General features: G+C 69.0%; 12 protein-coding genes and 1 pseudogene. 8 read left to right on the top strand and 5 right to left on the bottom strand.

Going from position 1 to position 13,507, the window contains the following annotated elements; genetic code table 11:
- Position 1: 1 nt before the first annotated feature.
- The 4 genes from HD594_RS01380 (at position 2) to HD594_RS01365 (ending at position 4,516) form a co-directional block, all read left to right on the top strand.
- Complete coding sequence (locus HD594_RS01380; protein WP_184749232.1) at positions 2-211, top strand: ferredoxin; 210 nt, start codon at positions 2-4, stop codon at positions 209-211.
- Positions 208-1,350 carry an NAD(P)/FAD-dependent oxidoreductase gene (locus tag HD594_RS01375; protein ID WP_184749231.1) on the top strand — a complete coding sequence of 381 codons (1,143 nt, stop codon included), beginning with the start codon at positions 208-210 and terminating at the stop codon, positions 1,348-1,350. The genes HD594_RS01380 and HD594_RS01375 overlap by 4 nt, the downstream gene beginning before the upstream one ends.
- A gap of 149 nt (positions 1,351-1,499) precedes the next feature.
- On the top strand, positions 1,500-2,870 hold the full coding sequence (locus HD594_RS01370; protein WP_184749230.1) for an aldehyde dehydrogenase family protein: 1,371 nt from the start codon (positions 1,500-1,502) through the stop codon (positions 2,868-2,870).
- Positions 2,867-4,516, top strand: a complete 1,650-nt coding sequence (locus tag HD594_RS01365) for a diflavin oxidoreductase (RefSeq protein WP_184749229.1) — start codon at positions 2,867-2,869, stop codon at positions 4,514-4,516. The genes HD594_RS01370 and HD594_RS01365 overlap by 4 nt, the downstream gene beginning before the upstream one ends.
- A gap of 22 nt (positions 4,517-4,538) precedes the next feature.
- Here the strand turns inward: HD594_RS01365 and HD594_RS01360 are convergent, their stop codons facing one another.
- Positions 4,539-6,275, bottom strand: coding sequence for a helix-turn-helix domain-containing protein (locus HD594_RS01360; protein WP_184749228.1), 1,737 nt, complete (start codon positions 6,273-6,275; stop codon positions 4,539-4,541).
- Positions 6,276-6,534: 259 nt separating this feature from the next.
- On the opposite strand from HD594_RS01360, the gene HD594_RS01355 reads away from it, so the two are divergent.
- Positions 6,535-7,197: a winged helix-turn-helix transcriptional regulator gene (locus tag HD594_RS01355; protein ID WP_184749227.1), complete on the top strand. Its 663-nt coding sequence runs from the start codon at positions 6,535-6,537 to the stop codon at positions 7,195-7,197.
- Positions 7,198-7,258: 61 nt separating this feature from the next.
- Here the strand turns inward: HD594_RS01355 and HD594_RS01350 are convergent, their stop codons facing one another.
- On the bottom strand, positions 7,259-8,062 hold the full coding sequence (locus tag HD594_RS01350; RefSeq protein WP_184749226.1) for an MBL fold metallo-hydrolase: 804 nt from the start codon (positions 8,060-8,062) through the stop codon (positions 7,259-7,261).
- A gap of 220 nt (positions 8,063-8,282) precedes the next feature.
- Between HD594_RS01350 and HD594_RS01345 the strand changes: the two genes are divergently transcribed.
- Both HD594_RS01345 and HD594_RS01340 read left to right on the top strand, forming a co-directional pair.
- Entirely contained in the window at positions 8,283-8,708 is a 426-nt protein-coding gene (locus HD594_RS01345) for a PAS domain-containing protein (RefSeq protein WP_184749225.1), read from the top strand.
- A gap of 288 nt (positions 8,709-8,996) precedes the next feature.
- On the top strand, positions 8,997-10,424 hold the full coding sequence (locus HD594_RS01340) for an MFS transporter (RefSeq protein WP_184749224.1): 1,428 nt from the start codon (positions 8,997-8,999) through the stop codon (positions 10,422-10,424).
- Positions 10,425-10,500: 76 nt separating this feature from the next.
- Here the strand turns inward: HD594_RS01340 and HD594_RS01335 are convergent, their stop codons facing one another.
- The 3 genes and pseudogenes from HD594_RS01335 to HD594_RS01325 all read right to left on the bottom strand — a co-directional run bounded on the left by HD594_RS01335 (position 10,501) and on the right by HD594_RS01325 (position 12,383).
- Entirely contained in the window at positions 10,501-11,250 is a 750-nt protein-coding gene (locus HD594_RS01335; protein ID WP_184749223.1) for an ABC transporter permease, read from the bottom strand.
- Positions 11,251-11,273: 23 nt separating this feature from the next.
- Positions 11,274-11,489: pseudogene (locus HD594_RS01330) on the bottom strand (tautomerase family protein); the annotation flags it as partial.
- A gap of 21 nt (positions 11,490-11,510) precedes the next feature.
- A complete protein-coding gene (locus HD594_RS01325; protein WP_184749221.1) occupies positions 11,511-12,383 on the bottom strand; it encodes a siderophore-interacting protein in 873 nt (290 codons plus the stop codon).
- Positions 12,384-12,607: 224 nt separating this feature from the next.
- Between HD594_RS01325 and HD594_RS01320 the strand changes: the two genes are divergently transcribed.
- On the top strand, positions 12,608-13,507 hold the full coding sequence (locus tag HD594_RS01320) for an amidohydrolase family protein (protein WP_184749220.1): 900 nt from the start codon (positions 12,608-12,610) through the stop codon (positions 13,505-13,507).

Here is a 13,507-nt window from a genome sequence, read left to right as displayed (position 1 = left end):
GATGGCGGAGGTCTGGATCGATCCGGCACGCTGCCAGGGCCACGCGCGATGCTTCATGCTCGCGCCCGAGACGTTCGAGATCGATGACGACGGCTACGGCCACGTGATCGCGGGGCGCGAGGGCTCGTACGACGAGGAGAACGTGCGCAAGGCGATCCGCAACTGCCCCGAGCGCGCGATCAAGGTCATCGGCGCAGAACCCGCGTCATGACCGAGCAGCTGGTGGTGGTCGGCGCGTCCGTCGCGACGACCGCCTTCCTCGAGCGCATGCGGGAGCTCGGCGACCGGCGATCCATCATCGTCGTGGACGGCGACCCGGATGCGCCCTACGATCGTCCCCCGCTGTCCAAGCACTTCCTGGTGGAGGGCGACGCGGAGGACATCGCGGTCGACTGGAGTGATCTCGACGCCACCCTGGTGCGCGGCTGGGCGACCGGGGTCGATGTCGAGGCGCGGATGCTCCTCGTGCGCGAGGCCGGAGGCGAGGAGCTGCGTCTGCCCTATGGCCAGCTGGTCATCGCCACCGGCGCGTCACCGATCCGTCTCCCGATCGAACCCGCCGACACCCTCGCGCTGCGAAGCGCCGAGGACGCGCGGCGCCTGCGTGCCGGCACCGGGGATGCCGAGCGGACGGTGATCATCGGCGCGGGCGCGATCGGCGTCGAACTCGCCTCGTCACTGGCCGCGCGGGGTGGACAGGCGGTGCTCGTCGATCGCGCCCAGGGCCCCTTGGAGCGACTGCTCGCCGGACACCTCGCCAACGAGGTGACGCAGTGGCTGGAGGATGCCGGGGTGGAGTGCGTGTGGGGGGCGGACATCGCCGCGATCACCCGCACGGATGCCGGCTGGCGCGTGGACATGGGGGACGGTTCGCAGGTGGCGGGCGATGTGCTGGTCAGCGCGGTCGGCGCGCGCCCCGCGGTGGGCTGGCTCGCCGGCACCGGGCTGCTCACCGACGGCATGCTGCTCGCCGACGAGGACGGCAGGGTCGTGACCGCAGAGGGGGCGGTGCCGGACGTCTACGCGATCGGCGATGTCGTCAGCCGGCGCGATGCCGGCGGCTCGACGACACGCACCGAGAGCTGGGCAGCCGCGCGCCAGCACGGCGCCCGGCTGGCCGAGGACCTGTGCGGCGCGGATCGGGAGCAGGAGCCGCGCCCGTACTTCTGGACCGAGGTGGCCGGCCGCAAGCTCCAAGTCGTCGGATCGCTCGACCCTGCCATGACGCTGCAGGTCGAATTCGAGAACCCCGAGCGGGGCACCGTCCTGTACCGGGCCGAGGATGACAGCACGGCGTGGATCGGCATCAACGCGCAGCCGCGCATCGCGCGGCTTCTGATGGGGGTCTGACCTTCCGGAGCGAGTCGAACATCGAGGGCATGTGCGAGCTGCACATGCCCTCGATGTTTTCGGTGCTCACCGTACGCCTGCGGACGGCCCACCATCGGCGACAGTGGTGCGACGACAGCGGCGGCGAGCCGCGAGTGAGACGAGGACCGATGACGAACCAGACCATCCCCGTGTGGAACCCCGCGACCGAGCAGAAGATCGACGACGTGCGCTCCTTCTCGTCGAGCGAGGTCGACGAGTGCATCACGCGATCGGTCGAGGCGCAGCGCGAGTGGGCGCGGCTTCCGCTCGGCCGCCGTCAGCAGTTCCTGTTCGACCTCGCAGACGAGATCGATGCGCACCGTGACCAGCTCGCCGCTCTGGAGTCGCAGGACGTCGGCAAGCCGCTGCGCGCGGCCCTCGCCGAGGCCGAGAGCGTCGCGTCGGTGTTCCGGTACTACGCGGGCACGATCGACAAGCTGACGGGCGAGACGATCCCGGTCGACGGCGGGGTCGCGATGACCTTCCGCGAGCCGATCGGGGTGGTCGGGGTGATCACGCCGTGGAACTTCCCCCTGCCGATCGCGAGCTGGAGCATCGCACCGGCGCTCGCCGCAGGGAACTCGGTGATCGTGAAGCCGGCGAGCATGACGCCCCTGTCGTCGCGGCTGCTCGGTGAGCTCGCCGAGAAGGTCACCCCGGTGCCGTTCCTGCTCCAGGCGGTCACGGGCGGGGGCGCCGCCGTCGGCGGCGCGCTGATCGACGACCCGCGCGTCGGGAAGATCAGCTTCACCGGCTCCACCGAGGTCGGGCGGTCCATCCTGACGGCGAGCGCGGCGACGATGAAGCGGGTCACGCTCGAGCTGGGCGGCAAGTCCGCGAATGTCGTCTTCGCCGACGCGGACATCGACAAGGCCGCTGCGGCTGCGCCGTGGGCCGTCTTCGACAACACCGGGCAGGACTGCTGCGCGCGCAGCCGCATCCTGGTTCAGCGCTCCGCGCTGGATCGGTTCATCGATTCCTTCGTCGACGCGACGCGCGCGATGCGCATCGGCGACCCCGGCGACCTCGCCACCGATCTCGGTCCTCTCGTCTCGGCGGAGCACCGCGCGAGCGTCCAGTCGTTCCTCGACAGCGACCTCGAGCTCTGCTACCGCGGCGATGCGCCGTCGGGTCCCGGCTTCTGGATGGCCCCGCACATCGCCCTGGACGAGGCGGGGACCTCGCGTGCTGCACGTGAGGAGATCTTCGGCCCGGTGGCCGTGGTCATCCCCTTCGACACCGAGGAGGACGCCGTGCGCATGGCGAACGACTCGATCTATGGGCTGAGCGGCTCGATCTGGACGTCCGACGTGGGGCGCGCGCTCCGTGTCGCACGCGGGGTCGAGAGCGGGACCCTGTCGGTCAACTCCAACTCCTCGGTGCGCGTCCAGGTGCCCTTCGGCGGATTCAAGCAGTCGGGCATCGGGCGCGAACTCGGCATGGAGGGCGTCAAGGGATTCACCGAGCACAAGTCCGTCTTCGTGAGCACCGCAGCATGAGCATCATCACCGACCTCCACGGCGAAAGGCCCATCGTGACCGACATGGACGCGCCCGACCTGACCATCCTGTACGGCAGCCAGACCGGGAACGCGGAGTATCTGGCGTATCAGATCCACGGCGCCAGCGAGAAGAACGGCGACACGGTCGCCCTCGCCTCGCTCGAGGAGTGGCTGCACTCGGACGATCGGGCGCTGCGCCGCCTGCTGGTGGTGACGTCCACGCACGACAACGGCCACATGCCCGACAATGCCGCGGAGTTCTGGGAGTGGATCCAGAGCCTCGAGCCCGGGGCGCTCGCCGGCATGCCGTACGCCGTGCTGTCCATCGGCGACTCGATGTACGACGACTTCTGCAAGGCAGGCCACGACATCGACGGGCGCCTGCACGAGCTCGGCGCGGTGCGTGTGGTGGAGGGCGTCGACTGCGATATCGACTTCGAGTTCACGGCGACGAAGTGGGCCAAGCCCGCGGTCGCCGACCTGCTCGCCGCCGACCCCTGGACGGCCGATGCGCCGACCGCTGGGGTCGAGGCGGGGATGGCCGAATCGACCGGCGACTCCGACCGGCGCTACCTCGCCCGCGTCTCCGCGAGCCAGAATCTGTCCAAGCCCGGCTCGGCGAAGGAGGTCGTGCACTACGAACTCACGGTCGACGACGGCGGATTCGCGTACGAACCGGGTGACTCGATCTCGGTGTTCGTCACCAATCCTCCGCGGCTCGTCGAGGAGTGGATCGCCGTGTTCGGGGACGTGGACGTCACCCGACAGGACGCGACGCGTCCGCTTCGGGAGGTCCTGGCGGCCGAGGTCGAACTCAGGCTCGTGCATCCCGGTCTCATCGCGGGTCTCGCACGGCTGCGACCCGACAACCGGGCCGTCGCGCGTCTGGCGCAGATGCTGCAGACGGGCGATCGCGACGGGCTCGAGGAGTGGCTCTGGGGCCGCGACGTCCTGGACGTCCTGACCGACTTGGACTGCCGCGACGTGCCGGCTGAGGACGTGCTCGACATCCTGCGTCCACTGCAGCATCGCGACTACTCGATCGCCTCGAGCCCCGTCGGCGACGATGGACGGGTCCATCTGACGGTCAACGGCGTGCGGTACGACGCGGGTGGCCGCAGCTATGCCGGGGCGGCGACGAGCTTCCTTCGCGAACGCGCTGTCGATGGTTCACCGTTCGAGGTGCGGCGTGTGCCGGCGCACGAGTTCCGGCTCCCTGCGGCCGATGTCCCGGTCATCATGGTCGGTCCCGGCGTCGGCGTTGCGCCGTTCCGGGCGTTCCTGCGCCACCGCGACGCGGTCGGTGCCGGTGGGCGCAACTGGCTGTTCTTCGGCGACCAGCACCGCGCATACGACTTCCTGTACGAAGACGAGTTCGCCGACCTGAGTCGTCGAGGCACCCTGACGCACCTGGACCTGGCGTTCTCTCGGGATCAGGCGGATAAGCACTACGTGCAGGACGAGATCAGGCGCTCCGCCGACGAGCTGCGGGACTGGGTCGCGCAGGGTGGATACATCTACGTGTGCGGCGACAAGGTGCACATGGCTCCCGATGTGGACAGGGCCTTCGCCGACATCCTCGGAGGTGACGCGGCCGTCGACGAGCTGAAGGTCCAGGGCCGCTATGTGAAGGACGTCTACTGACGCCGCTTCGCTTCCGCCGCGGTCAGCTCTGGGCCGGGCGGAGCCGATCCACCCGGTCCGCGGCGACACGGCTCGCCAGTGACAGCACCGTCCAATCGCTCGCGGGGTCGAGCGGTGTGCCCAGTACCTGCTCGATGCGCTGCAGGCGCTGACGGAGGGTGTTGCGGTGGATGACGAGTCTCGTCGCCGTCTCGTTGACGGATCCACCGCAGCCGGCGAGCACCGAGAGAGTCCGGACCAGCTGGGAACCCTGGTCGAGGTCGTATCTCGACAGCGGTTCGAGTGCGCGGATCTGTGTGCGGACCGCGGGAATGAGTTCGCCGATGGTCACATTCAGAGGAAGCACATCGCGGACGTCCGCATAGACCGCGAGTGACACGGCGTCGGCGGAGTCGTAGGTCTCGGTCCAGTGCATCGCCTGCCGAGCGTGGGCGATGGCCTGACGGATCTGCGCGGTGGTCTGAGCGACGCTTCCCATCCCGATGGACGCGGTCATCCCGACATCGCCGGCCAGTCGCCGAGTGGACTGCAGGATCTTGGCGGGAAGCTCGCTGCTGACACGGCCTCCCGGAGCATCGACGAGCACCATGCCCCAGGTGGAGTGCAGAAGCACGACCGAGCGAGACCCGGCGGCGGCGGCGAGTGCGTCCTGCAGCATGCGGCTCGCGGCATCCCAGTCCCCGCGAACGCTGTGCACGCGGATCAGAATCGGACAAACCGGGCCCTCGAGGCCGAGTTCCTCGACGATCCGCGCGGCCTCCGCGTCATCCTGCGTGTAGCGCAGACGCGTCGCGAGTGTGGAGCCGACGGAGTTGAGGTCCACGGCCTCGAGGAGGACGCCGAGCTGCATCGCGAGCGCGCTGAGCCGGTCGAAGTCGTCCGCCCGGAATCGAGCGCCCCGGTAGCACGACAGGATGCCGCGCGACGCGCCCATGCCAAGCGCGACCGACGCGCGCTCCATTCCCGCGCAGTGCTGATCGATGCTCGCCTGCGCAGAAGCGCGCGCGTGGGTCGACCACACGCGGTGCGCTCCGTGCTCCGACCGGAACGCGAACATGATCGGCGCCGCACCGCTCTCACGACGGCTCATGTACTCGAGCATGCAGACGTCGACCTCGAGGATGTCCAGCAGCCGGCGGGCGGCGAACTCGAGCGCGGGAACCAACGCGGTCCGGGACGCGGTGGGGAAGTCCTGGAGGAAGTGCGAGCTCGCCGACTGGCGGTCGAGATTGGCGACGGTCTCCGCCCGCACCAGCCCTGAGGCGAGCAGCCGACCCACCTCGACCGCGATCGCAAGCTCGTCGTCGCCGAAGGCGTTCTCCTTCTTGGAGTAGAGGGCGAACACGCCGCGCAGCTGGTTCTGCTCGTCGGCGATCGGTGCGGCAAGAACTGAGTTGAACTCCGCTTCATCGATGGTGTCGACGCCGAGGTAGCGTGGGTCGTCCTGCGGACGGCGATCGATGATCACCGACTTCTGGCGCAGCGCCACCCAACCTGCGATTCCTTCGCCCAGACGCAGGCGGATCTCATCTACGCCGGTCTGCTGAGGCACGGCACTCGCCACTCGCAGCACGAGGCGTTCCTGCTCGTCGTCCCACAGGTACACGAAGACAGCGCCGGTGTCGGTCGCGGAGGCTACGAGTCGAACAGCCTCGTCGGCGAGTTCCACGGGTTCGCGCCCTTGGGCGAACAGCAGCACGAGCTGCGAAAGCACTGCGGCCCGTCGCTCGGCCAGGTGGCCGCGGGTGACGTCAGGCATGGTGGTTCCCTCCGGGTGCCTCCGGGTGCAGGCATGACGGCGAATCTAGGTCGCCGCCCACGAATGGACGTGTGCGCATCACACCGGAGCACAACTGGGTATGTGCGACATGCACATGCTACTCCTCGGTTCATCGTGAGAGTCTCGAAGACCAGGCTCCGCAAACGAATCAACAGCCCGAAAGCTCGCCCGAGAGAAGGCTCGTATGAACGGATCACGAGACGTCGTTCCTCGCCTGGCCGGGACCCCGGACGGCTGGGTGCCGCCGACCGAGTACGGCCCCGTGTCGGTCGGAGCGCGTCTGATCGGCGACCGCTGGACGATGCTCATCGTCCGCGAGATCCTCACCGGGGCTTCCGGCTTCAACGCCATCCATCGCGGGCTTCCCGCGCTCTCTCGCACACTGCTGTCCTCTCGACTGAGGTATCTCGAGCGCATTGGCGTCGTTTCACGGCATGGCAGCCGGTCGCCCGGGAGCCGCAGCGAGTACCGCCTCACCGCGTCCGGGCTCGCTCTTCGCCCCGTGCTCGAAGCATTGGGCGTGTGGGCGCGGGATTGGCAATTGGCCCCGACCGCCGACGGCGAGGTGAACGTCGCCACCCTGATGTGGCAGATGCAGCAGGGAATCCAGCCCGAGCTCCTGCCCTTGCGGGAACTCACGCTGGCGTTCCAGTTCCCTGACTCGCATCCGTCCCACGCGTGGATCCACGTGGGCCCGGAGGGCCCGCGGGCGTCCATCGGCGCACCGGAACACCAGCCGGATCTCACGGTGATCGTGGAGCCCGAGGTCTTGAACGAGCTGTGGTGGGGCCGGCGCGCGTGCGCCGATGCCATCATGCGTGGCGATGTCGGGTTCGAGGGGCCGGCGCAGCTGGCCGCCTCGTATCCTGGCTGGTTCCGTCCGGCCTCGTTGTCTGCGTGAGTATCTCCTCCCCAGCTATGCGGCTGCAGAGGAGATACTCACGGGATCAGCACGTCCGGGGTCAGAAGGTCAGTGTCTCGCCATCGGCCGGGATGAGCACCCGGTGCGACAGGCCGACGCCCTCGAGGTACTCGCGCAGCTCGGCGCGCGTGGTGGTCGCGTGCGCGACGGCATCCATGTGGCTGGCGATCACGACGGCGTCGGGCGCCGCTTCGCACACCTTCACGACGTCCTCGGGCGACATGATGATGCCGTCGTCGATACCGGGGAGCTTGGCGTTGCCGGCGTTGACGACGATGATGTCGGGCTGGTACTCGGTGATGTTCGCCTCGACGTACTCGTTCCAGTTCGTGTCGCCGGCGATGTAGAGCGTCTTCTCCCCCGGGGAGGTGAGGACGACACCCATCACCTCACGGAGGATGTCGTAGGCGGCCTGGATCGCGAAGTCCGAGCCGTGCTGACCGGGGACCTTGTGCAGCTTGACGCCCTTGAACTCGGGGTTTCCGGTGAGCACGCCGACGTTGTTGAACGTCTTGCCCTCGACGACGGCGAACCAGACCTCGCCGGTCGCCTCGACGATGAGGACCTCGCCGGCCTTGACGCGGTCGCGGTCGGCGCCGTGCTGGGTGAAGATCGGGATGTCGCTGTCGAGCTCGGCGACGGCGGTGGTGTCCCAGTGGTCGGGGTGAAGGTGGGTGAGGATCACGCCGTCGACGTTGACGATCTCGTTCATCGGGACGGTCAGCGGCGCGGTCGGGCCGGGGAACGCCGTGGTCGCGTTGGGCTCCAGCCACGGATCGACGAGGATCTTTGCTTCGCCGATCTCGAGGACGAGCGTCGCGTTGCGGATCTGACGGATCTTCATTTGGTGCTCCTCAATTGCGTGTCAAGGGTGGGGCGGGTCGGGCCGGTCCCATGTGGACGCCACGCGTCAGGCCCGGTGACGACATTCCAGCCCCCGCAGCGCGCTGCGTGGAAGTGCATGATCTGTACTGCGTGAGGGGGTACAGATTCGCGACTGGAATGGCTGGTGCGCCTCGGGGAGTGTGGGATCACCACGAACCTCGAACGGAAAAGGAACCACCATGGAGACGACCACTGTGAACTCGGCCGAGCTCGGCCGGATCTTCAACGCCCTTCCTGAGTCCTACGTGGTCGTCGACCCGGCGGGCGTCATCGTCGCCGCGACGGACTCGTTCCTCGCCGCGACCGGTGCCACGCGCGAGCGGGTTCTCGGCATCGACATCACGGTCGCCTTCCCCGACAACCCCGACGACCCGGATGCGAACGGCACGACGGTGCTGCGCAACGCCATCAACGGCGTCGTGTCCTCGGGTGAGGACGCAGAAATCCCGCCGCAGCGGTACGACATGGAGCAGCCCGACGGTTCGTTTGACACGCGCTACTGGAAGCCCACCTTCCTCCCCGTGTTCGCCGCCGACGGTTCGGTGGAGTTCGTCCTGCATGGCGCTGTGGACGTGACGGCTCAGGTCGTCGCCGACCAGGAATGACCGAGGGCGCCGGACCGGCGCTGCCACGCCGCGACCGCCGCGACGAGCGTCCCGATTCGGCGGAGCCGCGGCGCCGAGAGCAGGCTGCTCGGTCGCGGCGGACGGGGCGCCGCGGTGCGGCGTGGTGGCACTTTCCCGAGAACGCAACCTGGGTTCTGTAGTCTCGATTTCCCAGGGAGGGAATACCCCTGGGGGGTATTGTCTTCTACTCGTTGCGCCCGGATTCGACGGGCGCTGGTGAGCAGGTGATCGCCTGGATCCACACCGCCGACGAGGAGAAGTCATCCGATGACGCCCGAGAGCACGCCCCGTGGGGTACTCATCCCCCTGCTCGTAATCGCCACTGCACAGTTGATGCTGGTGCTCGACGATTCGATCGTGAACATCGCGCTGCCGAGCATCCAGACCGAGTTCGCCGTGGACCCCGTGCACCTGCCGTGGGTGGTGAACGCGTACATCGTCGCGTTCGGCGCGCTTCTGCTTCTGGGCGGTCGTGTGGGGGATGTGTGGGGACGGCGGCGGACCCTTCAGATCGGCATCGCCGTATTCGTCCTCGCATCGCTCGTCGGCGGGCTCGCCCAGGGGACCGAGGTGCTCGTGGCCGCGCGGGCGGCGCAGGGAATCGGTGCCGCAATGGCCGCTCCGAATGCGCTGGCGCTGATCGCGACGACCTTCGCCGACCGCAGGACCCGCGACTCCGCGCTGTCGCTGTATGGCGCGATGTCCGGTCTCGGGATCGTGGTCGGGTTGCTGCTCGGCGGTGTGCTCACCGGGACGCTCGGCTGGCGTTGGGTCTTCTTCATCAACATCCCGATCGGGCTTATCGTGCTTCTGGGCAGCCGCACCTTGGCCACGCCCGATCGCCAGGGCGGGCGCCTCGGGTTCCTCGACGCCGTGTGGGGGACCGCCGGCATGCTCGCACTGGTCTATGCGATCACCCGCTTCGGTGAGAACGGCTTCGGCGACCCGGTCGCCTACGCGCTGGTCGCAGGGGCCGGGGTGCTGCTGACCTTCTTCGTGCTGACTCAGCGGGCGAGTCACACGCCGCTGGTCCCGCTGAGCCTGTTCCGTGACCGCAATCGGGTCGGCGCCTACCTGACGATGCTGGGACTCGCGATCGGCCCGATGGGCGCCTTCTACGTCATCACGCTGTACCTGCAGCAAGTGCTGGAGTACAGCCCGCTGCGCACAGGCCTGTCGTGGCTGCCGTTCGCGGCCGGCCTGGTGGTCGGCGCGGGGGCGGCCCCGAAGCTGCTCGCTCAGCTCGCGCCCCGGGTCGTCGCGGCGGCCGGTGCGCTGATCGCCGCCGGGTCGGTGCTGTGGTTCTCGTCAATCTCGACGACAACCGGCTACTGGCTGCACCTCGCCCCGGCGATGATACTGCTCGGGCTCGGGTTCGGCCTGGGAGCGATCACCCTCACCCAAGCCGCGGTGTCGCACGTGAATGCGGACAAGGCCGGCATCGCGTCGGCCCTACTCAACTCGGCGCAGCAGATCGGCGTGGCGCTCGGCCTGGCGATCCTCGCCGGCGTCGCCGCGGGTGTGACGGCGCAGACGCAGGAGGTCGGCGGCGAGGCGCTCGTCACCGGCTACGGCGCGGCGCTGCTGGTCGGCGCGGTCATCCTCGCGGCCTCGGCCGTCGTCGCCGCGATGGCGCTCGACAAGACTCCCTGGCACGTCGACGAGCCCGCGGTGAGCGCACTGTCCCAGAGCTGAGGAGCGGCATCGCGTTGTCGGCGCCCGTTGGGTTCGCCAGCGACTTCCACGAAGACATCGAGACGGTGGGCCGCCGCTAGCTCGGCGGCCCGGGTTTCGTCGTCACGGCGCCGAACCACAGCGCGACCATGACCGCCGTCACGGAGCCCGCGGCGAGGATGGACGCGAGGACGACGATCTGAAAGCGGCCCGCTTCGAGAGGCGAGATGCCGCCGAAGATCGCGCCCACGAACGCGCCCGGGAGGACGACGAGACCGGTCGTCTTCGTCTGGTCGACCGACGGGACGAGCGCGTCGCGGACCGCCCGTCGAGCCAGATCCAGTGTCGACCTGCGCGGAGGGGCACCGAGAGCCAGCCAGCCCTCGACGTGGTCCCAGTGATCGTGGACCGAGGTGGTGAGGTTCCTTCCGGTCAGGGTCGCGATGCTCATCGCGTTGCCGATGATGATCGCGCCGATCGCCAGCGCGTACCGGGAGGTGAGCGCGAGCGCGCCCGAGGCGAAGACTGTCACCGCGGCCACGAGCACGCCGGCCGCGATCGACGTGGACATCGCCGCGACGTGCCGCCCGCTCCACCCCACCCGCGCGGTCGCGACGGCCGAGGCGACGGTGAACATCACGAGCAGCGCGGCGGCGATCAGGACCGGGCTGCCGATGATCCCGGTGAGGATGACACTGATCACGGCCAACTGGACCGCGCCGCGCGCGATGGCCGCGGCCGGCGCCCAGCGGTGCGGAACACGGAACACCGCCAGCACCGCCGTGGCGACCGCGGCGAGGACGGCGACGCCGAGCAGGCTCGGCACCAGGTCGGCAAGAATCGCCATCGCCTCGAGCGGTGCCGGGGGAGTCAGCCGGCGGCCGCCTCGCGTGCGGCCTTCTTGTCTGCCAGTGTCGTGCCGCCGTTGGCCCAGTGGGTTCCCTCGACCTGTGTCACGATGACGCTGACGGCCTCCGGTCGCGCGCCGATCGCACGCACGGTGGCATCGGTCAGCTCGGTGACTAGAGTCCGGACCTGGTCGTCGGTGCGGCCTGCGCCGATCGATATCTGGATGAGAGGCATCCTGTTTCTCCTTCTGGCGGGGTCTCAGTCGGGGTCGGACGGATCGACCGGTGAATGGTGGTCGAACGCGGTGGCTCCGTTCTTCCAGTAGCCGCTGAGCGCCACCTGCTCCGGGGGCAGTTCGAGCGTCCGTCGCAGGTGCCGGCGCACGGGCACCAGAGCGGATGCCTCGCCCGCTGCGAACACGTACGTGCTGTCGTCGATGGCGGCGGCGTCGATCGCGGCGAGCAGGCCGGCGGCGTCGCCCGCCGTGACGTGGGCGACGCGGACATCCTGGCGTCCCGATGTGGACGACAGGTACTCCGCAACCCATCCGCCGTCGTCGCCGGTGACCGCGATCACGTCGACCCCCGCGGCGGAGGGCACCTCGGCGGCCCACCGCGTCGCGGACGGCAGCGCCGTCTCGTCGCATACGAGCAGAACCCTGCTCACACCTTGCGGCGCGCGCTTGGAGCCGCGCGGGCCGACGACCACGAGCTCCTGGCTCGGCGATGCGTGCGTCGCCCAGGCCGACGCGGGTCCCGGCGACGGATGCAGGAAGAAGTCGATGTCCACCGCGATGCCCGGGCCGTCCCAGTCCGCAGCCGGCAGTGGTGTGAAGTCGCGGGCGTGCGTGGGACGGTCGGGGCGGACGATGCCGTCCTCGCCGGAACCGACCGGTTCGGGGGCGACGAGCTCGCCGGTGGCCGGGTCCGGGAAGAAGACGCGGATGTGGTCCGAGGGACCGGCGCTGACGAAGTCGGCGAAGTCGGGCCCGGTGACCCGCACCCGCGTGATCGCGGGGGCGACCTGGGCGACATCGACGACCTGTGCGCGGCGGGCCGTGAACCGGTTGCGTCCGCCCTCGCGGCGGAATGGGCTGTCGACGGCGGAGTCGCCTCGGAATGGCGTGGTCATAGTGTCTCCCTGGCCCTCGCGTGTCTTGGGGCTCGGTTCCCACCCAATCACGCGACGCCGGCCGGAACCGTGCACGATCCGTCAACCTAAACGTGCGCTCGCGACCCTGGCCGGGCCCCGGTCGGCGGGATACCTTCGCTTGCACTGGAGCCGAGTGGCTCAGCCGGAGACGGTCGCCGCAGACCGGGGGCCGGCTTGCAGCAACACGAACGTGAGGAAGAGCTTTGTTCATCGTCGATTCGCAGATCCACCTCTGGAAGGAAGAGACGCCGGACCGCCCCTGGGTCCCCGGCGCTCGTGAGCGCATCCGTCTCAACGGCCACCGCGAGGAGGCCTTCCTCGCGGAAGAGGCCGTGTCCCTGATGGATGAGGCCGGCGTCAACCGCGCCCTGATCCTGCCGCCGTCGTGGGAGGGCGACCGCATCGACTACGCCCTGGAGGCTGCCGAGCAGTACAACGGGCGGTTCGGCATCATGGCGCGCATCCCGCAGAACGACCCCGAAGAGGGCGAGCGGCTGCTGCACGAGATCAAGGACAATCCGCACATCCTCGGCACTCGCCTGACGTTCCACCGTCCGCAGGACCGCAACTGGATGATCGACGGCACCAACGACTGGTATTGGCCGATCGCCGAGAAGCTCGGCATCCCGACGATGGTCCACGCTCCGATCTGGAAGCGCGAGCTCGGCCAGATCGCGGAGAAGCACCCCGACCTGAAGATCATCATCGACCACATGGGCATCATGGCCCGCTGCGTGGACGACGCCATCGGCTACTGGGTGCAGGAGACCGCCGACCTGCACGTGTACCCGAACATCTCGGTCAAGGTCTCGGCGATCCCCGGCTACTCGACGGCGCCGTTCCCGAACCTCAACATCGAGAAGTACGTCCGCGAGGTCGTCGACAAGATGGGTCCGGAGCGCGCGCACTGGGGCACGGACATCACACGCCTGCTCGGCCACGGCCTGACCTGGACCGACACGATCGAGCAGTTCACGAAGTACTTCAGCTTCTCTGCCGAGGAACTCGAGTGGATCATGGGGAGGGGCATCTGCAAGGTGCTCGACTGGGACATCCCCGAGACGGAGAAGGTCGCGGCAGGCGCGGCGGCCGCGGAGAACTGA

It is taken from the genome of Microbacterium thalassium (assembly GCF_014208045.1).
In the GTDB taxonomy this organism is placed as follows: Bacteria; Actinomycetota; Actinomycetes; order Actinomycetales; family Microbacteriaceae; genus Microbacterium; species Microbacterium thalassium.
Note: the sequence above shows the minus strand (reverse complement) of the source record. Positions and strands in the feature narration are given on the sequence as shown.